31 protein-coding genes are annotated in these 22,888 nt (G+C 34.4%); 4 read left to right on the top strand and 27 right to left on the bottom strand.

Annotated elements, in window-relative coordinates:
- Positions 1-4: 4 nt before the first annotated feature.
- The 9 genes from K3G25_RS08020 to K3G25_RS07980 form a co-directional block, all read right to left on the bottom strand.
- On the bottom strand, positions 5-1,072 hold the full coding sequence (locus K3G25_RS08020) for a PD-(D/E)XK nuclease family protein (protein ID WP_104679094.1): 1,068 nt from the start codon (positions 1,070-1,072) through the stop codon (positions 5-7).
- Positions 1,073-1,087: 15 nt separating this feature from the next.
- Positions 1,088-2,104, bottom strand: coding sequence for a hypothetical protein (locus K3G25_RS08015; protein WP_104679095.1), 1,017 nt, complete (start codon positions 2,102-2,104; stop codon positions 1,088-1,090).
- Positions 2,105-2,125: 21 nt separating this feature from the next.
- Positions 2,126-3,607, bottom strand: a complete 1,482-nt coding sequence (locus K3G25_RS08010; protein ID WP_029974388.1) for a DnaB-like helicase C-terminal domain-containing protein — start codon at positions 3,605-3,607, stop codon at positions 2,126-2,128.
- Positions 3,604-4,155, bottom strand: coding sequence for a hypothetical protein (locus K3G25_RS08005; protein ID WP_029974390.1), 552 nt, complete (start codon positions 4,153-4,155; stop codon positions 3,604-3,606). The genes K3G25_RS08010 and K3G25_RS08005 overlap by 4 nt, the downstream gene beginning before the upstream one ends.
- A gap of 48 nt (positions 4,156-4,203) precedes the next feature.
- A complete protein-coding gene (locus tag K3G25_RS08000) occupies positions 4,204-5,319 on the bottom strand; it encodes an AAA family ATPase (RefSeq protein WP_029974391.1) in 1,116 nt (371 codons plus the stop codon).
- 55 nt (positions 5,320-5,374) lie between these two features.
- A complete protein-coding gene (locus K3G25_RS07995) occupies positions 5,375-6,616 on the bottom strand; it encodes a hypothetical protein (RefSeq protein WP_029974393.1) in 1,242 nt (413 codons plus the stop codon).
- Between the two features lie 20 nt (positions 6,617-6,636).
- Entirely contained in the window at positions 6,637-7,566 is a 930-nt protein-coding gene (locus K3G25_RS07990; protein ID WP_050569592.1) for a DHH family phosphoesterase, read from the bottom strand.
- A 14-nt stretch (positions 7,567-7,580) separates the two neighbouring features.
- Entirely contained in the window at positions 7,581-7,955 is a 375-nt protein-coding gene (locus tag K3G25_RS07985) for a hypothetical protein (RefSeq protein WP_104679096.1), read from the bottom strand.
- Positions 7,956-8,461: 506 nt separating this feature from the next.
- Positions 8,462-8,839 carry a hypothetical protein gene (locus tag K3G25_RS07980; protein WP_029974400.1) on the bottom strand — a complete coding sequence of 126 codons (378 nt, stop codon included), beginning with the start codon at positions 8,837-8,839 and terminating at the stop codon, positions 8,462-8,464.
- Between the two features lie 72 nt (positions 8,840-8,911).
- On the opposite strand from K3G25_RS07980, the gene K3G25_RS07975 reads away from it, so the two are divergent.
- Positions 8,912-9,148: a hypothetical protein gene (locus K3G25_RS07975; RefSeq protein WP_029974402.1), complete on the top strand. Its 237-nt coding sequence runs from the start codon at positions 8,912-8,914 to the stop codon at positions 9,146-9,148.
- A gap of 37 nt (positions 9,149-9,185) precedes the next feature.
- Here K3G25_RS07975 and K3G25_RS07970 read toward each other — a convergent pair whose 3' ends face one another.
- The 6 genes from K3G25_RS07970 to K3G25_RS07945 form a co-directional block, all read right to left on the bottom strand.
- Positions 9,186-9,710: a hypothetical protein gene (locus K3G25_RS07970; protein WP_029974404.1), complete on the bottom strand. Its 525-nt coding sequence runs from the start codon at positions 9,708-9,710 to the stop codon at positions 9,186-9,188.
- 166 nt (positions 9,711-9,876) lie between these two features.
- Positions 9,877-10,272: a hypothetical protein gene (locus K3G25_RS07965; RefSeq protein ID WP_014417926.1), complete on the bottom strand. Its 396-nt coding sequence runs from the start codon at positions 10,270-10,272 to the stop codon at positions 9,877-9,879.
- Positions 10,273-10,355: 83 nt separating this feature from the next.
- Positions 10,356-12,101 (bottom strand): right-handed parallel beta-helix repeat-containing protein, encoded by a 1,746-nt coding sequence (locus tag K3G25_RS07960; protein ID WP_232489658.1) that lies wholly within the window; start codon positions 12,099-12,101, stop codon positions 10,356-10,358.
- Entirely contained in the window at positions 12,098-12,922 is an 825-nt protein-coding gene (locus K3G25_RS07955; RefSeq protein WP_232489657.1) for a poly-gamma-glutamate hydrolase family protein, read from the bottom strand. Before K3G25_RS07955 ends, K3G25_RS07960 begins: the two co-directional genes overlap by 4 nt.
- Positions 12,923-13,183: 261 nt before the next feature.
- The gene (locus K3G25_RS07950; protein WP_161512170.1) at positions 13,184-13,576 is read right to left on the bottom strand and encodes a YopX family protein; all 393 of its coding nucleotides are present in this window, start codon (positions 13,574-13,576) and stop codon (positions 13,184-13,186) included.
- Positions 13,577-13,662: 86 nt separating this feature from the next.
- Complete coding sequence (locus K3G25_RS07945) at positions 13,663-13,878, bottom strand: hypothetical protein (protein ID WP_161512171.1); 216 nt, start codon at positions 13,876-13,878, stop codon at positions 13,663-13,665.
- Between the two features lie 67 nt (positions 13,879-13,945).
- Between K3G25_RS07945 and K3G25_RS07940 the strand changes: the two genes are divergently transcribed.
- Entirely contained in the window at positions 13,946-14,620 is a 675-nt protein-coding gene (locus K3G25_RS07940; RefSeq protein ID WP_161512172.1) for an SOS response-associated peptidase, read from the top strand.
- 69 nt (positions 14,621-14,689) lie between these two features.
- Positions 14,690-15,502, top strand: coding sequence for an ATP-dependent DNA ligase (locus K3G25_RS07935; RefSeq protein WP_161512173.1), 813 nt, complete (start codon positions 14,690-14,692; stop codon positions 15,500-15,502).
- A gap of 380 nt (positions 15,503-15,882) precedes the next feature.
- Here K3G25_RS07935 and K3G25_RS07930 read toward each other — a convergent pair whose 3' ends face one another.
- The 7 genes from K3G25_RS07930 to K3G25_RS07900 all read right to left on the bottom strand — a co-directional run bounded on the left by K3G25_RS07930 (position 15,883) and on the right by K3G25_RS07900 (position 19,308).
- The gene (locus tag K3G25_RS07930; protein ID WP_232489656.1) at positions 15,883-16,554 is read right to left on the bottom strand and encodes a hypothetical protein; all 672 of its coding nucleotides are present in this window, start codon (positions 16,552-16,554) and stop codon (positions 15,883-15,885) included.
- 324 nt (positions 16,555-16,878) lie between these two features.
- Positions 16,879-17,241 (bottom strand): hypothetical protein, encoded by a 363-nt coding sequence (locus K3G25_RS07925; RefSeq protein ID WP_232489655.1) that lies wholly within the window; start codon positions 17,239-17,241, stop codon positions 16,879-16,881.
- Between the two features lie 40 nt (positions 17,242-17,281).
- On the bottom strand, positions 17,282-17,590 hold the full coding sequence (locus tag K3G25_RS07920; RefSeq protein WP_225046036.1) for a hypothetical protein: 309 nt from the start codon (positions 17,588-17,590) through the stop codon (positions 17,282-17,284).
- Positions 17,587-18,126 carry a hypothetical protein gene (locus K3G25_RS07915; RefSeq protein WP_232489654.1) on the bottom strand — a complete coding sequence of 180 codons (540 nt, stop codon included), beginning with the start codon at positions 18,124-18,126 and terminating at the stop codon, positions 17,587-17,589. Before K3G25_RS07915 ends, K3G25_RS07920 begins: the two co-directional genes overlap by 4 nt.
- A 35-nt stretch (positions 18,127-18,161) precedes the next feature.
- Entirely contained in the window at positions 18,162-18,383 is a 222-nt protein-coding gene (locus K3G25_RS07910) for a hypothetical protein (protein ID WP_029974422.1), read from the bottom strand.
- A gap of 226 nt (positions 18,384-18,609) precedes the next feature.
- Positions 18,610-18,801 carry a hypothetical protein gene (locus K3G25_RS07905; RefSeq protein ID WP_029974423.1) on the bottom strand — a complete coding sequence of 64 codons (192 nt, stop codon included), beginning with the start codon at positions 18,799-18,801 and terminating at the stop codon, positions 18,610-18,612.
- 342 nt (positions 18,802-19,143) lie between these two features.
- Positions 19,144-19,308, bottom strand: coding sequence for a hypothetical protein (locus K3G25_RS07900; RefSeq protein ID WP_165882051.1), 165 nt, complete (start codon positions 19,306-19,308; stop codon positions 19,144-19,146).
- A gap of 114 nt (positions 19,309-19,422) precedes the next feature.
- On the opposite strand from K3G25_RS07900, the gene K3G25_RS07895 reads away from it, so the two are divergent.
- Complete coding sequence (locus K3G25_RS07895; protein ID WP_029974427.1) at positions 19,423-19,797, top strand: YoqO family protein; 375 nt, start codon at positions 19,423-19,425, stop codon at positions 19,795-19,797.
- A 13-nt stretch (positions 19,798-19,810) separates the two neighbouring features.
- Here K3G25_RS07895 and K3G25_RS07890 read toward each other — a convergent pair whose 3' ends face one another.
- The 5 genes from K3G25_RS07890 to K3G25_RS07870 form a co-directional block, all read right to left on the bottom strand.
- Positions 19,811-20,026, bottom strand: a complete 216-nt coding sequence (locus K3G25_RS07890) for a hypothetical protein (RefSeq protein WP_029974429.1) — start codon at positions 20,024-20,026, stop codon at positions 19,811-19,813.
- Between the two features lie 251 nt (positions 20,027-20,277).
- Positions 20,278-21,699, bottom strand: coding sequence for an SEFIR domain-containing protein (locus tag K3G25_RS07885; protein WP_050569593.1), 1,422 nt, complete (start codon positions 21,697-21,699; stop codon positions 20,278-20,280).
- Positions 21,700-21,788: 89 nt separating this feature from the next.
- Positions 21,789-22,307 (bottom strand): DUF262 domain-containing protein, encoded by a 519-nt coding sequence (locus K3G25_RS07880; protein ID WP_014471987.1) that lies wholly within the window; start codon positions 22,305-22,307, stop codon positions 21,789-21,791.
- Complete coding sequence (locus K3G25_RS07875) at positions 22,304-22,465, bottom strand: hypothetical protein (RefSeq protein ID WP_158649802.1); 162 nt, start codon at positions 22,463-22,465, stop codon at positions 22,304-22,306. The genes K3G25_RS07880 and K3G25_RS07875 overlap by 4 nt, the downstream gene beginning before the upstream one ends.
- Positions 22,462-22,884, bottom strand: a complete 423-nt coding sequence (locus tag K3G25_RS07870) for a YopX family protein (protein WP_050569594.1) — start codon at positions 22,882-22,884, stop codon at positions 22,462-22,464. The genes K3G25_RS07875 and K3G25_RS07870 overlap by 4 nt, the downstream gene beginning before the upstream one ends.
- Positions 22,885-22,888: the final 4 nt, after the last annotated feature.

The raw sequence follows: 22,888 nt of genomic DNA, 5'->3' as shown, positions 1-22,888 counted from the left end.
CCCCCTAAGAAAATAGGTTATCAAACAAATCGGTCTTATCCTTTTTCTTGAATTTATTTGATGATTTATTTAAAAAATCCTTATAAAACTTGCATGTTTTTCGGTGACCACATAAGACACTGCAATAAAAGGAGTTGTATTTATCTATTTTCACTGGTTCCCATTGTGTTTCATCTTCACAGTCTTTATTTTCAATCTTTTTAACAGTATCAGTAATATAATCTTTCAGTTCATTAATTTTCTCTTCAGTAACTTCGTATTCAACTAAACAATCTTCAAGCCAATACTTATTTTTAATCTCTGCAGGTAAGCAGTCAATGCTATTTTCTTTTACTGCGTTATCTAACAATAGGTCAATTTCGAAATCATCATATTCCAGAGTGCGCATCTCTTTTTCAAGCTGCATTCGTATTTCCTTTACCCACTTACCTCTGTTACACATTTTCTTTTTTACTTTGGTTTTTCCTTGGGTACATACATAAACGTATTTCACCATGAACCATAGGATTTTATCTACTTTTAAGTCAGTTGTTTGCTCCAACGCAAGCTTGTACATCAATAACTGTCTTCCTGCTTCATTTAATTTCTTTCCGGCAAACTTACTTGATGTCTTCCAGTCATAAATACTAACGTACGGTTTTCCTTTTTCACTGGGCAGGATTGCATCTACATATCCTTGAAGATATATTCCATCTGATATTTCAAATACAAGTAGCTTCTCTAAAACCATTTTGCTGTCAATTTTATTAAAATTGTTTAGGAAATGACCAACGTCTGCTTTCCAGCTGTCCCCGATTGAGTCACTCGGAAAGTTGACTCCATTCAGCTCTAATTCAATTAATCTATTTTCAAATCCCTTTTTAAATTCTCCAATGTTTAATTCATTTTTATAAATCTGTTCAATTCCGTTATGTAATTCAGAACCCATAAGGGTATAAATATTATCTATGCCTTTCTTTTTCAAAACGTATGTATTGTAGTATTCATATTCACAGTTTTTAAAGGTTCCGAGCTTTGAAAAGGAATAAATGTTTTTCCCTTGTTGTCTCAATTCATTTAATTTTTCTTTCAATCAATCATCTCCTTTTCATATCCAAACTGTACAGTCTCTAATTAGACGGTGTAGAGTGCTTTTATCAAGGTCTGCTGGTGCCATTTTTGATCCCTTAGGCAGATACTTGTTTTCACGATCAAATATGTACCCAACTTCATTTTCAAAGAAATTTTCAAACTTAAGGCTGTTGGCAATTTCTACGCTATGTTCTTCACCTAATCCTTCATCCATCATGACTAATGACTTTTTCGGAAACATTGATTTTATGTGATTTGCTTGAATTTCACTTAAAAAGCTGCCTCCCAAAGAAACTCCAACATTCAATCCCTTGCTTGCTAAAGCCATTGAATGTTTTTCAGATTCCCCGATCATTACAATGCTCTTTTCTCTAATTGAACTGTAATTTTCAACAAACCCATACAGCGTTTTGGACTTTGGAAAAGAAATAATAGGCAGCCATTTTGTTTCCTCATAATTAACTTCCTTCTTATTAAGACGCCCCATTACACCACACAATTCACCACTAAGAGATTTCCATGGAACCGTTATTCTTCCGGAAACACTATCATAACCTACCTGGAACAAAGATTGAGTTAAAGGTAATATTCCATCCTCATAAAACAACTTATTTGGAACAGATACAAATTGATCTAAAATGTCATCGGAATACGTTTCTAGATCCAAATCCATTGGATTACTTAGTTTTCTTATATTCTTATAAAAACCTCCGAATGGTAACTCAGGTGGTTTATATTCTTCTTCACTTTTATAATCAACTATTTCAGATATCCTTTTGATTGTTTTGGGAAAAGATAAACCCAATTTATTTTGAACAAGTGTTATCAAGTCACCTTTTAAGTTGGTTGAAAAACAGGTTGCACCTAAAGTGGTTTTATTTACTTTTACTGAAGTCGGATTTCTTCCTTTTTTTCTTGCACATCTGTACTCATTCCCGCGTTCATCAACATTGTAAAACCCCGTCTGTTCTAAAATAAGTACTATGTACTCTGGCTTTTCAATAATGTGATTCTTAAGATCATATACGTCCATGATTTCACCGTCCCTTGGTAATCATGTCCGCTCTGTAGTTCTCTGATGTTTAGGAGTACAATAACCGAGCTCATTCCATTTATTCCATGCACCGTCAAATTGGTATAACAACACTGTATCGCCTTCGTCATTCCGTGTCTTATTCAAAAAGAATAATCTATACTTCTTATTTGGGTCTAACTGAATTTCTTCTTTAATGTTTGTAAATTTTCCCGACGAGTCTTTTTTGAATCTATAGGGTTTAACATCGAATTTTCCTCCTGGGAATTCATCCTCCCATAAAGGTCTTGTTAGAACTAACTCTGAAACAATCTCCTTAACTGCTTTAGCATTTGATAAACAAGACGCTGTTAGATATCTAGTATTCTCCATATAAATGGCCAATTGCATTGTAATGATGATGCAAATATCCTCTTTTTCCGCCACTTGTAATAACTGTTTTGAGGCTTCAATTAGCTCACCTGTTACATTGGTTGAAGCCGCATCTTCAGCTTTAAATGTATCGTAAAGCATATAACCGAATCCTTGTTTTGCCATTCTTCTCATTATTCTCTTTACATCATTAATGCTGTAATCATATATCTTGGCAAATTTGATACGCCCCTTGTAATGCTTCTCATAATATTCAATTGCCTTTTGTAACATTTCCTTTTGCTCATGCTTTAGGTTGCCCATTTTTTGTTTCTTTCTTGGCAAACCATAATAACCAAGTTTATGACTTAAAATTGTTGCCATAAAAATATGTTGCCAAGCCCTTTTATTCATTTCATTGGCGATAATTGTTACCTTTTCACCCTGATCTAAAATTGACATGATATAAGAAGAAACACAAAAACTTGTTTTCCCTGTCCCACTAAATCCAGCAAAAATTTGAACATTAGATTTATGAAGTCCAAGCGTGTGATAATTCAATAATGGACATGCAGCTGAATAGCTTAATCCCATTTCTTCCCCGTTTTCAATTGATTCGACAAACTCTTCATTCAAATCAAGATCCTCAATTTTCACTCCTGAACCGCGACCTAGAAAAACATTATCTAATTGAAATTCAAAGTAACTGTACAATTGTTGACTCGTCATCTTCTTGAATTTATCAAGCTCGTTCGAAACATTGAATCCCTTATCATGAAGCTTTAGTATCATGTTAAATTTAATTAGTTCATCATAGTATGTCTCAACGTTTTCATCGTTTAGTACGTGCTTGAGTTCATCAATGGTTTTCATTCCACCTCGCCGAATAAAACCATTTTTTAATGTTTCTTTACCTTCTATGTAGCTGAAAACACTCGCATCATCAAAGCTCTTATAATTCATGTTGCTCAGTTCTAAACCTAGAGAGTAATAAAATTTCCCGTCTTCTGTTAGAAAATCTCTATCCGCCCTCACGTGGTCTTTATAATCCTCATACAAATCAGGGTTTTTCCATAAACAAAATATAAAGCTTCCTTCAATTTGTCCCCTGTTTTCAACTAATTCCTTTGGATAAGAATCTAAGTTGTTCAATACTCGTCCTCCCCATCCAGAAACTCTGTTATATTTTTTGGTGAATTGTTTTGTTTTAAAGATGCGGAATCAACGATATTAGTTTGATTTACAATTGCAATATCAAGATTATGATTTTTTTCAATCATTCTCTGATTTTGTTCATGCAGCCATTCCTTATAAACATCATTGATGTTACTTTCAACAATCTTAAAAATATAGCTAATCATCCCATACTCGTTGTAAAACTCTTTATTAGTTAACCAATATTGAATTGTTTGTTGGTTCTTCTCAAAGCAAATTTGTATCACTTCATAATCATAAAATCTTTTTAGTTCAGCTATCTTTTTTAGAAAAATTGGAGGAATGACTTGACCCTCTCTATAATTCAAGACACCTTTCGCTATGTAGTTTAAGAGGTTTTTTCGTTTCACCTTATCATTGATATAGGTTTCATATTCATCCTTAGTACAGTAGTATTTATTTTTCCCCTTATCGTCAGAAACCCTAAAAAAAGTATCAACAGTTCCATTAGCTTTACATATTTGACATACACATCTTCTGGCCAAGAATACCCTCTCCTATTGATAAGGGGGAGAGTCTCCCCCTCTTTTCCTTCAGTTAGATAATGCTTCGACTATCTTTTCGAATGCTGTAGTTGGTACAATGTCTACTCCTTTAAAATCTTTCATATTAAATTGATCCATAATTTTCTTCATTTCACCCTTAGCTTTGTCAGTTGCATTAGGGAATAGTACCTTAATCTCTTCTGCCAACCTCTCATTCTCTTCTTTATCAATAAAAGATGAGTTGTTAACTTCGTTGTGAATTTGAATTTCTTTAATTTGCTCTTGTTCTTTTCTTTCTTCTTCAATGTTATTTGTGTTATTTTTTTGTTTATCAAAAGCCACATGGATAGCTTGTTCAATTGCTTTAATAAATTCATTCGGATCTAAAGGAATTGATGGTGTGATATCTGAGAATCTTGACTTTGAATCAATATTAAAGTTGTCATCTCTAAAAGTGATGATTCTTGATTCATCAACAACTGTTCCCACTGTTTTGTCAGGCCCAATTTTTTGTTTTACTGTTTTCTTTTCAATCGACCGATTAATAGATGCTACTCCTAAAACATGCAGCTTGGTTTTAATCGCATTGAAGTATTTATGTGTCATATTGGTTGTCAGCATGTCGTATTCCAAACCCGTAACTACGTCTGTCATTGTTCTTTTCTTCGTATGACCTAAAATAAACATGCTAATACCGACCTTTTTAAGTTTCCACATCTTTTCAAGAATTAACTCAATTACCTTGTCCTCTCCTGCCTGGAAACCACCGAATGCTGCTTTAATGGTATTCACTCTTTTTTCAGGATTTGCTTTATTGTGTAGTCTAATAACTTCTGGTTCTGTAATTTTAATCAACTCATCAAATGTGTCATATACTAAAACCTTTAAATCAGCATAATCTGTTGTTCTGTTTTTAATAATATCTTTAGTAATTTCATCAAAGGTTGTCCAATCAGGAACATCTTCATAAGAGGCATTGGGGATGGCATCAATACCATCCTCTTTACCAATATTCAAGATTATATACCCGTCTTCTCCGACTAATTTTTCGCAAACTTCTTTAGCTAGAGTTGTTTTACCGATCCCCGATTCACCAATAATTCCAGTGTTATAATCGAGAGGATTAACTTTAATTTTATTCTTTTTACCAAATTTTCTTGCCATATGGATAAACATCTCCTTATTGTTTTTAAATAAATGTTAGTTAGGTCTTTTCAAATCAAGCAAATAACTCATCAAATGCATTTTCTTTTTCTTCTTCAGTCACTTTAGGTTCTTCTTTTTCTACGGGTGGTGTAGAATTTTGAATCTGTTGTGGAATATATGTAAGATCTTCAATTTCATATGTAGATGTTGCGGCACCTTCTGTAAAATCATTAGAATCATTAAACTTTTTTAAAATAGGTTTTAAAAGTCTATTTTCTTCACGATTTTCGCCCAATAACCCTCCCTTAGGTTTAAAGTCATCCAGTGTGTTTAAACCTAAAGCAATCATTTCCTTTTGACTTTCCGTGAGTTCCTCTTCGGTAAACTCAATCTCATCAGCACCCCTGAAAATATTCACAACCCATTGAAGGTGAAAAACTTCATCATTTTCAACTTTAAAGAAGTTTTTCAAGAGATCTAACCGTTTCATATGTAATTCATTTTCAAAGTCCAATTTTTGTGCATTGATGACTAATTGCTGAGGAAAAAATCGATCTTTTTTTGCCTGATTATCATAGCTAAGTACGTACGCATCAACAAAGTACCTTTTTTCTTCCTCAAATGACGATTCATCTAAAGATTCACTTGTGAAAAATACATCCATGGTGGCTCTTAGTTGAGATGGTGTATCACTACTTACAATTTCAATGGTTTTGATTTTGAACTTTCTAAAATTCCGTCCATTCCATGAATTGTATTCAATATTGCCTGTGATTTTAAATTTATTGTCTTTATGCTTTTCGAGGTTTTGGGACAAGTACTGAATAGCATCATATTCATGAATGAATTCTGCACCGTTTACGTTTAATTGTTTATATTCTCCCTTGAGAGTAGATAAAGTTTTATTTTCTTCTTCAGTAAGAGAGCCTTTCATTTCCAACCCTCTAATTTTAAATTTCAATTCATTTAATTTGGCTTTTGTTGACTCATCGTTTAAGTTAATTAAGATCTTAGAAAAATCAGCAACCATGTTTACTGTTTCTTCTTTCAACCGATCTTCCCATGGAATTTCGAGTCTTGATCCTTTTTCATTTTCTGTACCCTTGCTAAATGAAAACACTTTATTTTGTTTACTTTTTGAGTAACCACCTTCAATCTCAACAAAAACACTGTTTGTTTTTGACTCTTGAACTGCGAAGCTCAATCTTTCCTTAACCCATCCGCTGTCATATTCCTTAATTTCATGGAATTTCTCTTTATTGTTTGAAATAAATAGGTTACCGATAAATTCAAATGTATTATAAAGTTTGCTCAATATAATTCCTCCCAGAATAATTAGTTTAAGATTAATTTAAGAACTGAATCTATGACTCTTTGATTAATTTGACTACCGGCTGCTCGGGGGTGACCTCCACCACCAAATTTAGCAGCAATGTCTTTTCCTAAATCAATTTTCTCCTTGACTCCCCTATAACTGACCTTTAATGAACCAGGATCAATTATGATAATGAAATCTAAATTAGGATTTTTCTGAGCAAGTTCATTCCCTAGTTCAGATTGATATGTATCAGCAAACACTACTCCTGTACTGTAATCAAGCACTTGCAAAGTTCTCAGTTGTTTTTCCTTTTTAGATATGTATTCTTTAATTTTAAATTTCTCAATGTCCAAAATATGTAGTTCATGATCTGAAAAATAAATGGATGGATTTGTTGAGAATCTTTTTATAAAGTTTTCTCTCCCAATAATATAAAGAAGATCATTCAGTTTTTTGGCATGGGTGTCATTATATTTTGTTGACCACTCCCAGGTGTCATATCTTCTTACTTTTTCTACAAATTCACTCAATTCTTCACACTCATTATTTTGAAACTTAATGAGATGGTCATAAACCATACTTGTAGCAGATGTCTTTAGGTTTTCTTCGCATGGTGATTTAATATAGTAATCATTAACATTTGCCCATTTATAAATATTTAACCACTTCGCTGTCGCATGATGATCAATAAGTACCCATTTAGACGTTGATTGAATTTCATTTATTTTTTCAGCAAGATCCTTATTAACAGATATATCTGTAACGAGAATTAAATCATATTCCTTAAACCTGTTATTATTTATGAATTCAAGAACTTTTTGATCTATATTATGATAATCACAAAACTCTACTTCCACGTCATTTAATAAGTGGTTACATACTATTGCACAACCAACTCCGTCTAGGTCAGTGTGTGTAAATAATTTTACCTTTTTAATATTCCGCACCTCTTTCTTTTTGTTTATATTTTATTTTTATCCTTAAAATGCCTATAATGAGACTTGCTACTAAACTTACAATCCTTTATACCAAGTAGCTTGTTTAATTCTATGTATCTCTTTTTTGGAAAGTCCCAAGGTTCTGGATCACCTTTTACATTTTCAATCCTTATTACTGTTCCATGCCGAATTGTGATCTTTAAATTTCCATATGAGTATGTTTTAGAAAAAAGACCTCTCTTAATTCCTCCTGGTTTAAATTCCTTTACCAACATCACATTCCTGGTTAATTTTCTTCTTGCTTGGTCTTCGTCAATGTCGTAATTCCTTTTTACATCATTTTTGTAGGTATGCAAGGCTTCGGCAGATACTTTCAGTATCTTTAATTCCTTTTTCATCTCTTTCCTCCTTTCTCTCTTTGGGATAACTTAATCTTACATCATTAAAAAGGCATGGTCAATAACTATTTTATTTTTATTCTGAAAAGTTTTAATGAGTATCTTTATTAATTGGGGTACAGACTGCATCTGAAGAATGATTTTCTTGTTTCCACCCCCAACAGCGTAATTTTATAAAATCATATCGAGAGTTAAGAAGCACCTTTGCTTAGGCGCTTCTGTATAACAAACTATCCTATACCCGAAATTCGGCTACGTATCTCTTATCTGATCCTTCATTACCGTAATCAGAAACTTTTGCAAAGTCCGTTGTGAAAGTTTCATCTGGGTACTCACGGATCATTTTTCTACATAGGTTAGACAGAGCTTCTTGCTTCGTTCTGCCATATTCATATACCAACACATTAAACACCCCTTAACATTATTATGAGAGAACCTTTTCCTTCTCATCCTTAATGTACCCACTTAACGATATGACAAATCAAAACAAGTGAAAATTCATAAAATTAAACAACTTCACTCCATGACCACATGTTCATTGTTTGCAGCGTAAAACCGTCAGGAAGCTTTTTCATTTTTACATTCACATTATATCTTTTCCCAGTGGTCTTATGAATTACAGCAAGTTCTTCACCATCATAGAACCGCACAATTGCTTCATTAAATTCAATTGGCTGATCAACCACGTAACCTTCTTTGAGCGCTTTGATATACAGATAAGGATCTGTTTTATAAAGCTCATATAGTCTATTGCCAAAGTCTTCGTGTTTATCTCTAAGCAGATTAAAATTAATTAGGGATATGTACAGTTTTTCCGATATGTTTAGCTTGTTCTTGAAGTACCGGATTGCTTCATCTTGCTCTTTACTTAAAATGTTAATCATTTAATCAAGCTCCTTTAAGTATAATGTTTAAGTGTTTTTATATGGGGGAATATGTATATGGAGGTGGTTCATTTGGAAAATAATCAGAAAATAACGCTAAACTCTTCTTTCGCGTTATCCACTCTTATTGTCTTACTTATTGCATTGTACCCGTCCTATTCTTCTTGGTTTGTCACAATATTCTTTTTAGGGTTTGCACTAATTTACACATTTGAAAAAAATAAGAGTAAATCCTCAAAATTAATTGCCATTATCTCTTATCCATTGTTTGTTGTAGCATTAGTTTACAGCATAATAAACAGCATATAATAATCCTCCCACCTAAGGGAGGATTATTTTTTATCCATTACATTTCAACAACTTTTGGGCCACCTTTGTCTGTGATGATAAAGCTGTCACTCCCGATTTTTTTCTTTCGATCCTTATCTTCATAAATCGTTACATGGTGCTTTGTCATGAGAGTTGCCCCTGCCATCTTAAATTCCTGCTTATCCTTAAAGTAAACAATTTTATATTCACCTAGAATAATCATGTTAGCTAGTCCAGCTAAATAAGAAGACCATCCCCCTGTAGGCAAATTTAATGCAAATCCTAATGTTTGAACGACTGCAGCAGTTGAATACTTGTCAAACTTGGTATCGCCGTATGTAGTTCCGGCATCTTGCCAATCATCCGCAGTTGTCGAAAAACCTGGGCTCTTAATATTTGAGGCGGTCTTAAGTACATTGATTGGTTGGTGGTAGACATTGCTTTCAGTATCATTCCTACTTTGATTTAGCTCTTTTGCATTTACTCCTACTCCAAAATCACAAAGCAAACCACTTACGAGTAAAGTTCCAACAACTCCAATTTTACCAATGTTTTTTTTCACACCTAATTCCTCCTCTGAGTGTTTTAATTATATTACACTCAGACATTACCCCAAAAATATCCATACAAACCACTTTCTATTTAATTTGTTTTCTTTTAAAACTACAATTTTATTTAATCTAATAAAGTTGACAAAGCTGGTTAAGCCCTGTCAACTTTTTGTTTATCTAAATCGTTTCGTATCCTTTAAATTTAAAAAATGTTATTTCTGTATGTCTTGTTGAAACCTTCAAATAGTCTTTGAAAAAGCTCTCTACTAGAAGTTTGGTATAAAATTCAAATATGGCTCGTCCAAACTCTGCATTATTTTCTGTTGATGTTCTTTCACGGAATTTGTCATCACTAAAATGATGTTTATAATGGAAGATTACATTTGTGAACTCATATTCAACTCTGATTTCATTATCCTTTTCTTCAAATTCTAATTTTTCAATTTTAATCGGAGTGGTTTCAATATACGTTTTAAATAGTTCTTTTAAAGCTGATTTCAATTCACCTAATAAGCCGTCTTTTTTCTTAACAATTTCAAAACTTAACAATCCTTGTATTTTTCGTTTTTCCATTTTTATCAATCCCCTTCTTTGTAATTACATCTTTATTATATCTCAAATTTCTTAATAATAAGATATTAAAGCTTTACGTAGCCTTAAATGACTACAATATCTCCTTCTGCAGTCTTCAGCGTTCCACTATCATATGTGTTATGGATTAAGGTTGTATTCTTTGCTTTATCTGTGCAATAAGGGTGGGATAATAACTTGCCTCCAATTCCGCGCACATCGTTCCTTACGAGACGTACCTTGTCTGTATTCTCCAAATAAACGCCGTATCCTTGGTCTACTGAACGATTAAACATTATCTCATTATCCTTTAAAATGTGTTCTGAGCCACCAGTCAGTTGAATAGCGATCAATGATTTACAGAAATAAACCTGATTCTCACTGATCTGGCAACTATACTTCTCAGGAGTACCTTTAATTGCAACATTCCTAGGCTCATGAATTTCATTTCGTTGCAGTGAGACAGAAGAGTCCTTGTCCCAAAAGATGCCGTATCCACTCCCACTTAACAACAAATCATTTCCCTTTAAACGAACTGACTGAGATCTTTCGCAATACATTCCACCATACACATTAGCAAATTCATTATTAACGAGACTGATTCGGCTAGAATCCATTATCTTTGCAGCATATGATGAGCTCGTTCCTTTTCCTTTGGTATTCACAACCTTGATATCATTTGAGTTTCTAACCTGTACTTGAACACAATCACTGTTTTCTATCCTGTTGTCCGTAATTAAAAAGTCCTCTGCTTGATGTGTTGCAATAGGACATGCTTTTATATTTTCAAAAGTATTATTTGATACTGTGCCACCCTTTCCTCTTACACAAATGCCCACTTCAAAGCCACTTATCGTATTGCCATCAATTTGAACTCTGTTTCCCGACTCCGTACTTGAAACGCCTACCGAGTCAATCCCATATGTCTTAATTTCATTTTCATTGATGATCTTGTTATTTTTGATACTGACATCCGTGCTATATCCATAGGAAATAACATGGTCACTGTAGTTTCCTTCAATAATTACCTTGCCGCTTGTGTGCGCTGTAACGGATCCACGTCCATTGTTTTTAAACCTGCAGTTTCGCACAGTTAATTTATACGGGTGATCATATTTAATTCCGTTTTCTCCAAAGCCCTCTAAATCAATGCCTAATTGTGGCCCAATTGTATCTCCCCCAGCTTCTTCTATATCACAGTCATCGACAAGAAGACCTTCACAACCATTGGTAGCTAGGTTATTTCTTCGCCCTCTTAAAAGCGTACACTTTCTAACGGTCACATTCTTTGAAGGCGTATATGTTCCTGAAGTATTCATCATTCCATCAGCTGCTATCCAAATGTCATCTCCAATACAGTCAGAGACTTGTGCATTTTCAATTAACACATTGCTACTTCCATTAACATGGATACCATAGCCCCATTCATGCGTCTTCTTAATTGAGGTGATTTTTGAATAATCATGCTCATATCGATCCCCTATAATTTGTCCGCCTCGAATCGTTACATTACTCGCTTGGCCAATATAAAAACAGGAGTAGCCTTGATAACCATTAGGCAACACTTTAAATATAGCCTCTGGATGAAGTATTAACTCAATATTTGATGGTACATTAATACCTCCACCGAATTCAGGTAACCGCTTTGTTGTATTCACCGCATCAATTAGATAGATTCCTTTTGGAATATGTACTTTATAGAATGATTTTGAGCTTGCATACTCTAAAGCTCGATTTAACCCTTCTGTTGTTTCAATTGCATTTGACCCTTTATCATCAATTCCCCAATCCAGAGCATCAACAAAATAGTATAAGGGCTGCTGCATGTTCATGTTGTCAAACCCTTCCCTTCAACATTTTCATTGAGAAACCCTGACAGAGTATCAATAAAGTTATAAAAGTTCTCGTTTCTTGTGTCTGAGCGTCCTTTTAGAGAAAAGGTGTTAAACATTGATTTGCGCAGTCCAGTGCTCAATTCCAGTTGAATGCTCTTTCCTGATTTATTTTTATTGGCAACATTATTTGGACTGCTACCGGATAACCTCGTCCCCTCATCAAGAAGCTCTGCAGAGTACCCGGCATTATTTAATGTTCTTGTTATCGCTTCAGCTTTGTTCCGATCTGTGCCGCCAATCAAAACATGTTCCACATTACTTGCATAGCCATGAAGTGACAGTGTGAACTCATGCTCCTGTAACATTTCAAGTGCTCGTGGTTCATCAAAATTCGTACTTGTTAAATGTAAATCAAATGCTCCTGGTATCTTTAAAGCTTCAAAAAGATATGTAGAGTATGCTTCGCTTAATTCCTTTGCAAGCTCGCTTGTCCCCCCTTCTATGCCACCTCCATGGGGAGCAAGAATTAATACATCAGTGTCTTGCTCTTTTGAGAACACACTAAAATTGAACGGTGATTCATTCGCTTTAAGCTCTTCAAAGTTCCGATACTTGTCCGCTGCTAAAATACTCACTGGATTCAGGAATGAAACCAAAGCTGTCACCAAGATTGGAAAAGTCTTCTTAACTGTGTTATACTTTAATAGCTTCACTTCGCGGTGAGGTGGGCAGATTAGAGTGTACCGTCCAAAGTCTCTCTTTTCTGCTCCTTTAGTCTTTTTTAGCAATTCCTCTATTCTGTTTTTAATCCGTAACAATTAATAACCACTCCTTTTTATTTTTGTTTTATTCTTAAAACTCAAATCACATAGGTAACTCACATTGTTATCACCCCCTTAAATTAGACATACAAGTTAAATCCAAGACACAATGCTACCGCATTTTAAATGCACGTGTTCCCAATCTCCTTCCCAAGGGACTTCTACTAAATCAACTTCATCTTTTTCAATTACTTTTTCACATTCGTTGCAGAAACAAGTAAACATTTTTATTCATCCTCTTTCTGTAAAATATCGTTTTTATTTAGACTCCAAAAGCTCTGGATTTTGATAGACTGTTCCGAGAAATTCAGAATCTGCCCCGCAATCGCCAAGAGACTCATAATGACCGTTAGTATATTCTCCGTAAAATGCGGCTAAATCATTGTCGTAAACAACCTTAAATATTCTCCCCAAAGCGTCTTTTCGAATGTCTCCCTCCCAAATCTCCTCCCCGGCCTCACTTTTGTCCTTTAATCCGGTGTATTGCAAATAAATTAGATGGTGCAACGTTTTAAAATTAGGTTCGTCTTCTGTGATGTCTGTAGCAACAATACCGCTTCCACCAAAATCAAAAACAATGTCATCTTCTTCGCCTAAATAAAGCATTCTGTCTTTGACATCGTCCCAAGCTCGAAACTTAATCTCCCTCATTCTTCCGCCTCCATTTTCAATTTAAATTCATCTTTATAAAATCTCTGATTTTTTTATCTTCATCGAAGCTATCCGCTCGCCGATTACTACACACTTATTTTATTTTTATCGATTAAATCAATTATGTAAGTCTCATACATGTCATCCCAATAAGGATCTGTTCTTGCTATGTATTTCTTTACTCTTCCATTTTCCTCGATCTTAAATGTTTGTCCCTTTTGGATATCCGTGAACCTCTTCTTTCTCCAGATTCCCCTAATCAACACTTCAACTTCTTTAACATCAACTGTTTGCTGCATCACATTCCTCCTTTTTGATTTTCGTGTATCAAGCCTGTACAATATTCAAAAACCCTAAAGGATGATGAACATGTGTGGCAGGTTCACTTTATTTTCTGAGTTTGACGACATCATCGAACAGTTCAATATAGATCAATTTCTGGCTGAAGACGAATACCGTCCAAGTTATAACGTTGCTCCTTCACAAAACATCCTTACAATCATCAACGACGGATCAAACAACCGTATGGGTAAGCTAAGATGGGGTCTTATTCCTCCCTGGTCTAAGGATGAAAAGATCGGATACAAAATGATCAATGCTCGCGCTGAAACATTGTCCGAGAAACCAAGCTTTAGAAAGCCGTTTGTAAGCAAACGCTGCATTATCCCTGCAGACAGTTTTTATGAATGGAAACGCCTTGATTCAAAGACTAAGATTCCTATGCGGATTAAGCTCAAATCCTCCAATCTCTTTGCATTTGCCGGCTTATATGAAAAGTGGAATACACCTAAAGGTAATCCGCTATACACCTGCACAATCATCACGACAAAACCCAATGAGCTTATGGAAGACATTCATGATCGGATGCCGGTCATTCTTACTGATGAGAACGAAAAGGAATGGCTAAACCCCAAAAACACGGATCCTGATTATCTTCAAAACTTACTGTTACCGTATGACTCTGATGACATGGAAGCTTATCAAGTTTCATCTTTAGTGAATTCACCTAAAAACAATTCACCTGAGCTCATTGAATCCCATTAAGTACCACAGTCATTTTGCTTTATATATCACCTTCGCTTAGCTATTATGTTCTAAGTAGGAGGTGATATTTTGTTTGTATCGCCAATGTTATTACATTCAATTAAAGAACCATTTGATGATGATGGTTATATTACCGAGCTGAAGTTTGATGGAATTAGACTGATCCTCTCCAAGTTTAATGATCAAATAAAGCTTTACACTCGTCACAACAATGAAGTAACAAGCAAGTTCCCAGAACTGTTGGATATCGATATCCCCAATGGAACTGTTTTAGACGGTGAAATCATTGTAGCTGCGCCAGGCGGTGCTCCTGATTTTGAAGCAGTCATGGAACGCTTTATGTCTAAGAAATCAGCTCATAAGGTGGTTTACTGTGTATTTGATGTAATTTATATTGATGGGTGTTCAATCGCTAATAAGCCGCTCATTGAACGAAAGAGCATGCTTTCAGACCTAAACCTTGAGCACGATAATGTCTTTGTGATCGAAGGCCTGCAAGGAAACGGATTAGCTTACTTTAATCTGGCCAAAGAAAAGCATCTTGAAGGAATCGTACTAAAGAAAGCTAACTCCCCTTATGAAATCAATAAACGTTCCCATAGCTGGCTGAAAGTGATTAATTATGATTACACAGATGTGCTTATCACTGGCTACACCAAAGAGGATATAAAATTTCTTCTGTCTTATCCTGATGGTACTGCAGCTGGGTTTATGGAATTCATGCCGAATGCGGAACGAAGTAAGTTCCACTCTATAAAACATGTAAAGTCTGAAACTGATGAATATGTATTTGTAGAACCGATCTTATGTAAGGTTAAGCACAGATTTAAGACTAAGCATGGTAAACTCCGCATACCTTCCTTTGAATCCTGGAGAGTCTAATCTCTCCGTTACATAATTCCTTAGTGACTCGCCATTACACACCGAATGAAAATTTAGTACATGGATCAATTAGACAATTTATCGTTAAAATAACTATTTTATTTTGATTCTATAATAATCACCAAATATCATAGCCCACAAAATCATTTAAAATATTCGTCATTTCCTCATCCTCTTCTTCTGTCAATCCATATCATCAAGTCTGTTTAAATAATCTTCTCGTTCGTTCTTGGTCAATTCCCTTCCTCCTTTAATTCCACATTAATATTCAATACTTTTGCAATCCTTTTACCCACCTCATCAGAAACTGTTTGTGACACCCTTTCTTTAAATCCATACAGCAGTCGATCTCCATTTCTAAAACCTTCTTCAATAAGTGATTAAATCTTTTCTCCTGCAACTCTATCCAGTTTTCCTGACTCAGACATCTTCTGAACTTCATTGGAAACCGCATTGCTGATCATTTTCTGTATGTCTTGCCTGGAAATACCTAATTCATTATGTATGAGATTTTTCAATTCTTTGTATACATTATGTTTATTTTCAAAGGTCTTCTCTTTATCTAGTGGGACGAGAACGCAATAATATCCATGATAAAAACCGCTATATAATTCTCCCTCATCTTCGAATGTATCAACATCCACTCCATCGTCGGCGGCTTTGCGAACAACTCGGACAATGCCATTCGACTCTCCTTTATAAACATGAATAACTTTATCGCCTACTTCCCCCTCACGTTCGACCATTTCGTAACGTCGACCGTCAATGTGAACGATGTCGGTCGGTTCGAGTACACGGCAACAGGCTGGATCGCAAGCAACTCCGTTCCTATAGCCTCCTAAATCTAAGTAAACAAAACTTGAATTGCTTTCGAGAAACGTACCTATCTCATCATCATCTCTGAGGATAATTCTATCGCCTACTTCCGCCTTCCGATCGACCTCGATGTATTCCCGCTTGATGCCGCCTAGTTTTTCATCAGCCAATACGTGAATCTTTGTATTTGTGTTTGCACTAGTTTCGCTCATTTGCTCCACCTCAATTTTCTTCATGTTTTTTTCAATTCTTTTTGATTTTCATATTACTTTCCACTCTTTTATTAATAGGAGCGTGTCATACACATGCCACCTAAAAGAGATAGGACATTTTTGTCTCGGGAGGTGAAAGGTAATGAAAATTCTTATAGATCTTTTCACAAATTGGACTTTTGATAAAGTCATGGATTACATGTTTACTTTTGTAATTTGGTTTGTATTTAAATCCAGATTAAAGCAGAATAAGTATCCGGATTATTTCGAGAAAAGACGCCACTATAGAGATTAATATTCTCTTATTTGATCGTTATCTATTAGGTTGTAGCGCTAGATAGCGATCTCCTATTGGTTTAATTTAAATTCAACACCCAAAAAGTCGCATAGCTCTTCCTTAAAATCCGGTTCTCCAAATGTTCCATTCAGCAACCTGTGTTCTAAAACATTGAGAGTAACCTCTTCAGGTTCCCACTGATCTTCTAAACCGTGGCATGAACAGTGGGAACCATTAACCTCGAACAATTTCCCTCTCTCTTCAAATAGAGCCCAAGCGTGCCCTTCACAAATATCGCCATCATAAGAGGCAAACAGAATGTTTACATCAGTTTCTTTTTCTTCAAAGTCAGACAAAACGTCAACCTTTTCTTTTCCTTCCCATTCGTTCAGAAGTACTGATTTTTGCTTAATGATTTCTTCAAATTTTTTCATTGTTGCTTTCCCCCATTTTCACTTTGAAAACTATCTTTTATTAGACTTGTTCAGCTCTCTCCAACATTTCTAAAAAGGATTGTGCCTCTTTTAATTTGGTACTGTAGTCTTCAATCTCTTTCTTTGTATTGGCCAATTTATCAAAACCCACTTGCCATTCATCGTTACGAATTCTGATGAATGATTTAATCTTAATACCATCAAACCAAACATCTAATACCAGTCTGTTACCTGAAGTGTCATTAATTTTGCTAAAGGCAACTTCTTTATTGACACCCGCGTAAAGCACCTTTTTAATTGGCTCATTGCTATAGTATTCTGTTTCCTTTGTTACTACATATGTATTCATTTTACCACTCCTTGTAGATTGTATTGACTGTCTTTAATTGAATCCCAATCAAACGTTTCAAGTATGTTAAGTAACCGCTCAACTTTTGGCGCTCTCCAAGCTGTCATTGCGTAAGTATGTGCTTCAGAAGTGTAGTGATGCTTATTCAATTTGATGTGTGTCTTCGCCTCTGCTTTGGTCAAAAACATTGTATCCGGCCATACAATGTGAACCTTTCTTTCTGGAATTAAGTCTGCTTCTTCATCAATGTATTTTTGAATCCACTCAATAGGATTGTCAAAGTCGTCCTCTTTCAACTCTGTTAAAGCTTCCTCAGAGAGCTCGCTATCTTCTTTTATTTCTTCTAAATAATCATCTAAAACATAGGCTTCTGCTATATATGGCAGGTATACAGAATACCGTTCTGCATTTTCCTCTCGAGCTTCGACCCATTCATAATCACCAACTGTCCAGAAACGCGGTGCAGCTTGACCGTCGTTATCTTGATTTTTTAACTCTTGCTGAAGTTCTTTTAAAAACTGAATATCTTGATTCATTCGTTTCCTCCCATTGTTTAAAATCACGATTTCATCTAAATTGTTAAGCTTACATCACTGTCATTATTAAGATAGTCATCTACCATTAGCGTTAAACCATTTACGAAATCTTCAATTTTATCTTCACATTCACAAAAGCTGTCCTCTAAAAACCACCCTCCTGTTTTGTGCATCACGGTATAATAGATGTTTTCCCACCCTCCAAATGACGCATTTCTTGTTGCAACTATCTCAAACCCTTTGTAAATTATCTTCATGCAGCTTTACCACCTCTAATATTTTTTTATTTAACCTGGACTAAGATTTCATTTAAAATCACAGCGAACCTCATTTATTATGATTTTAAACAATTTGTTAATTCTCATTTCTTCTTTTTCTTTCAAAATGTCCTCTTCATTACTGCCAGCTTCATTTTCAACTTAACGTTTTCTTTAATCAATTTCTTCACGTTGCTCATATGTATTATCTCCCTCAAGATATGTGTTATTTATAGTCAAACAATGTCCCTTCTTCTGTCTTTGGAACTTTAGTACATTCATTTGAATTTGGTTTATGTCCAACATAAATGTATTCCTTTTCTTCGTCTAGAATTTCGTATTCCTTGTCCTTTTTGAAAATTGGATTGTTAGGATCCTCCGCAAACGCAATATCCTCTTTAAAAATTAACTTGTCCATGTCTTTCACCATCCTTTTTAGATTGTTTGCAGGCTATATACGACTTCCATCCAGCTGCAGTTCTCAAAGAAATGATTTCATTCAGTCCCACTGCCTGATGATCTTAAATCCCTTCTCTATATATAAGCAGCGCTGTATTATGAGTTCGACCTGTATTTATTGAATTATATTTGATATCAATAACTTCAATCTTTTTTGACTCTGCTCTTATGAAACCGTTTATTAGCCTATCAATTTCAACCCATTCACCATTGCAATATTCATCTTGGAATAGCCTTGTTTTAATCATTGTTTAAACCCTTTCTTTAATGAACTTCTTTCGTTTAACTTTCGGAAGACATATTAATCTACTAACATTAATAACTCATCGACTTCATAATTATATTCACCGTATTCACCAGAGTCCCATTCAACACCTACAGAACCTTGATTTGTCGTCCACAATATAATTCCCATCTCCTCATCTTCATGCCACCTTACTCGCTTCCCTATCTGATAACCAAGCATGTTTCCACCCCTTTCTTGAGAAAGCATTTAATTTAACTTTAATGTGTATTGCCTTGAGAAAATCCCCTTTAATTGGTAAACTCATACCTAACTTACATACGAGTGGGTGATCCCTTGAATAAAACAATCGGTATTACTGGATTAATCATCAGCATTGTAGTGCAATCATTTTCAGCCGATGATTCGCTATCCAAAAAGATTGCTACTGGTTTGTTATTTTTATCAATAATGATTTATAATTTTGAACATGCTAAAGATTATTCTAAAAAGTCACTTGTAATTTTAGGAGTTTCCTTTATTGTTTTTATGCTAGGAATTTATAAACTTCTTTCATTTGTCAGCGATTACTTTGAAGAGCTTAATATGAATTTTGGATACATCCTCTTATTTGAAATAGCATTGATTATTGCATTAGTGTCGATTGCAGTAAACGTAATGAAGTATATTGCGAATCGGTTAAGGAAATCACCTAATGGTAAAGAGCTTTGACTCTTTGCCTTTTTTAAGCTAAATACTTCTTCTTATGTGGTCTTCTATGTACAAAATCAAATGCTATATCAACCTTTACCGGTTCCTTCTTCTCTGCTACTCGTTCCGTAACAACAATCAGTTGTCCATTTTCCTGGCGTTCAATGCTATGGACTGAATATCCTTTACCAGCGTAATATTCACTAATAATCTCATCAACGTGGTTACTAAGCAGATTCCTCTTTATCACTCGAATAACCTCCACTTATTTTATTTTTATTCTTTAAAAGTTTATATGTATTCCATCCGCAGCCATCAAATACGCTTATGTCCGCTCCAAGATGCCATCTAAACCAAACTAAGTTAAACCAGGCTGTATCAATTATGTGCTTTAAATAACCTATGTGCCTTCCTCCTTACAATGAAATAATCCATTTATTCAAAAATGAAAATATTAAGGCGTCATTATATTATTAATATGTATTGACGCCTTTTATTCTGTTATGGCTTAGTTGCAATATCTTCTGGTTTTATAAATTTACTTGGAACAGGAGCGCTGTCAAAAATTGTTGGAAATGATACCGGTCTTCCAAAGTTCTTAATGTTATTCTTTAATTCTTCAATAGTATTAACACCGAATACACTTAAAGTTTTTTGCGCAAACTTTTCAGATTTTAATTTACTTAGAAACTTAATGTTTAAATGAAAAAGATTATGGATATATGTGATCGGAAACCAATCAAAGTTCACACTTCTCATTCTTAATAAATGAAAAAGTAATACATCAGCTACTATCAATTCGTCTCTTAAGTCGTTCGATCTTTGTATCAATAATTCTGAATGATAACTCACCCTATTCAATTTAAGATTCTCGTTTCTTTTCTCTATAGATGTTATGTAAAACCTGAATGCAGTTAAGTTTTCAGAGCTTCCCCTAAATGTCAAATTGTATTCCATATCTAATAGGTCAGCAATAATGTTGTACATTTTATACTTGAACAGTAGAGTAAAGGTGTATATAACGATTTCATGGAGTAAAAACTTAAAGTGATCAAATTGCTCAGGATGACAATTATCCATTCCTTTTTGTATATCTGTGAAAATATATATTCTTTCAAAGAACTCTGACAAAGCATCCGAATCAACCTTGTCTGCCTCAATTAGTACTTTTATATAATTCACAAAATCGTCTTTTAATGGTAGTGACTTATCAATTCCTTCTTTAACCAAATCGTCAATTTGGTTATTTTCAATTTTTTCATTTTGGATTTGTATCTCTTTTAAAGATTCAACAAATGCTTCAATAAATTCTTCTGAAAGGAAACTAATTCTTGAAGAATTTTTCTCAAGGGCGTTTCTCATTTTTCTAATAATATTTTTAGTTTTAAAATGGTTTATTTCTTCATCAAATAAATATAAAGGCAGTTCACCTAAAGGTGGTTTTTTATACTTTGGTGCTTTCAATATATTTCTAATCAATTTTTCATAATTTTCTTCAAAAGTTTCTTCATTAGAGAGTTCAATATAAATTCTATTCTTAACATAAGCCGGAATGAAAGCATTCCCTTTTTCATCTCTTTCTGCGATAATAGGGATAAACTTTTCTTGTTTTGTATCCGAATAAATATTTGGAGTGATTATTTGAGTTTCATCCCCTACTCCACCTGTCCTATTATCAGCTTTATTTTGATAACCAGAATCACAAATGATTAATACCCTGTCTATTTCTGTAGAAGTAACCATACTCTCCATGAATGCATATTTATCTTGTCCTTCTTTTAAATCCCACTTATCAAGTATAACCTCTATACCATCTCCTTCAGACAATCGTACTGCTAGATCTAAAACCCAATCTTCATGTTCATCAGAAGTCCAACAATATGATATGAAAACTTTTGGTCTTTTAATGGCTTTTTTATTCATAAATTATTCTCCCTTTGTTCTTAATTTTCTCTACTAAAGTTTATATGGTTTTATTCCTCCAAACAAGGAAACTCTTTAAAATGCATCTTTTATTTAGTTCCATTGGTGATTTCTTTTTCTAATAACGTTTGCACTCTCTTAATCTCTTCAATGGAATGTACAGTACCTCCGGTGTTTAATTCAATATACCATTGAAGAACATCTGCTTTAGTTGGGAGATCATTAATGACAAACTCCAAACTGATTAAATTGCTCAAAGTGTCTTCAAACTGATTGTAAAAGTGATCAAATGCTTTAATTTCATTGTTTAGGAACCTCAAACATGCCGTTATCCTTTGTAAACCATCCACACATACAAAGTCTCCTTGAAAATCCCTCATCCATCCTTTTTGGTTAAGGAAAATGGGATTTGTTTTACCTCCTTTTAAAAGATGTTCTACAAATTTAATTTGCTGCTCTTCAGTCCATACATGCCCTCTTTGAAAATCAGGGTTAAGTTGTAGACCTTCCTCAATATACCTTTCAATTGCACTTTTAAAATGCCTTAGTGAGTGATGAACTCTATAACTGCCGTCTTTTGTGTATGGCACTATATCTTTGAACTTCATTCCACGTCCTCCTCTTCATCATTTGCACCAATTAAAACATGTGGGAATTCTTCATGAGGATAATTTTTTAGTGCGAACTCCATGCATTCCCATTCTGTCCCTGTAAAAAATGTGGCGTTATTTCTTGTATCAAAAACACGCGCTGGTTTTCTTTTCACTCCGCATCCTCCAATAACTCAGGATTTTGGTAAACGTCGCCGATGACTTCGTATTTTTTTACACTAGGATCTGATTCACTTTTCAACCAGCTTATAGCATTCATGTCTAAATCAATCCAAGGTCTTAAATCAAATGCTGGGTAATCTTCGTTTTCTAAATATTTCACCACTCCGATATAGAATGGCTCTTTGGAAAAGGCAGAGTCGTATGTAATTTTTATATAATCTCCTGCATATATGTCTTTGCCATTGCTGTCTTTAAGACAAGTCCATATATCCCGACTTATCAACTCGTAATCTTCTTTATCTGAGTAGATTGCCTCCCCAAAATATTCAATTTCACTCAAGGTGTAATAAAGCAAGACAATTTCAGCAGTATTCTTATGTCGGAAAACGTATCTGATTTTGATTTCATTCATTATC

The sequence above is a fragment of the Bacillus sp. FCW2 genome (assembly GCF_021228595.1).
GTDB classification, from domain to species: domain Bacteria; phylum Bacillota; class Bacilli; order Bacillales; family Bacillaceae; genus Bacillus; species Bacillus velezensis.
This window is presented reverse-complemented; position numbering and strand designations above follow the sequence as displayed.

Coding starts and splice junctions, on each gene's coding strand:
- K3G25_RS08015 (WP_104679095.1), bottom strand. CDS start 2,104: ATGGACGTATATGATCTTAAGAATCACATTATTGAAAAGCCAGAGTAC.
- K3G25_RS08000 (WP_029974391.1), bottom strand. CDS start 5,319: ATGGCAAGAAAATTTGGTAAAAAGAATAAAATTAAAGTTAATCCTCTC.
- K3G25_RS07985 (WP_104679096.1), bottom strand. CDS start 7,955: ATGAAAAAGGAATTAAAGATACTGAAAGTATCTGCCGAAGCCTTGCAT.
- K3G25_RS07980 (WP_029974400.1), bottom strand. CDS start 8,839: ATGATTAACATTTTAAGTAAAGAGCAAGATGAAGCAATCCGGTACTTC.
- K3G25_RS07965 (WP_014417926.1), bottom strand. CDS start 10,272: ATGGAAAAACGAAAAATACAAGGATTGTTAAGTTTTGAAATTGTTAAG.
- K3G25_RS07960 (WP_232489658.1), bottom strand. CDS start 12,101: ATGAACATGCAGCAGCCCTTATACTATTTTGTTGATGCTCTGGATTGG.
- K3G25_RS07950 (WP_161512170.1), bottom strand. CDS start 13,576: ATGAGGGAGATTAAGTTTCGAGCTTGGGACGATGTCAAAGACAGAATG.
- K3G25_RS07940 (WP_161512172.1), top strand. CDS start 13,946: ATGTGTGGCAGGTTCACTTTATTTTCTGAGTTTGACGACATCATCGAA.
- K3G25_RS07930 (WP_232489656.1), bottom strand. CDS start 16,554: ATGAAGAAAATTGAGGTGGAGCAAATGAGCGAAACTAGTGCAAACACA.
- K3G25_RS07925 (WP_232489655.1), bottom strand. CDS start 17,241: ATGAAAAAATTTGAAGAAATCATTAAGCAAAAATCAGTACTTCTGAAC.
- K3G25_RS07920 (WP_225046036.1), bottom strand. CDS start 17,590: ATGAATACATATGTAGTAACAAAGGAAACAGAATACTATAGCAATGAG.
- K3G25_RS07915 (WP_232489654.1), bottom strand. CDS start 18,126: ATGAATCAAGATATTCAGTTTTTAAAAGAACTTCAGCAAGAGTTAAAA.
- K3G25_RS07910 (WP_029974422.1), bottom strand. CDS start 18,383: ATGAAGATAATTTACAAAGGGTTTGAGATAGTTGCAACAAGAAATGCG.
- K3G25_RS07905 (WP_029974423.1), bottom strand. CDS start 18,801: ATGGACAAGTTAATTTTTAAAGAGGATATTGCGTTTGCGGAGGATCCT.
- K3G25_RS07900 (WP_165882051.1), bottom strand. CDS start 19,308: ATGCTTGGTTATCAGATAGGGAAGCGAGTAAGGTGGCATGAAGATGAG.
- K3G25_RS07885 (WP_050569593.1), bottom strand. CDS start 21,699: ATGAATAAAAAAGCCATTAAAAGACCAAAAGTTTTCATATCATATTGT.
- K3G25_RS07880 (WP_014471987.1), bottom strand. CDS start 22,307: ATGAAGTTCAAAGATATAGTGCCATACACAAAAGACGGCAGTTATAGA.
- K3G25_RS07870 (WP_050569594.1), bottom strand. CDS start 22,884: ATGAATGAAATCAAAATCAGATACGTTTTCCGACATAAGAATACTGCT.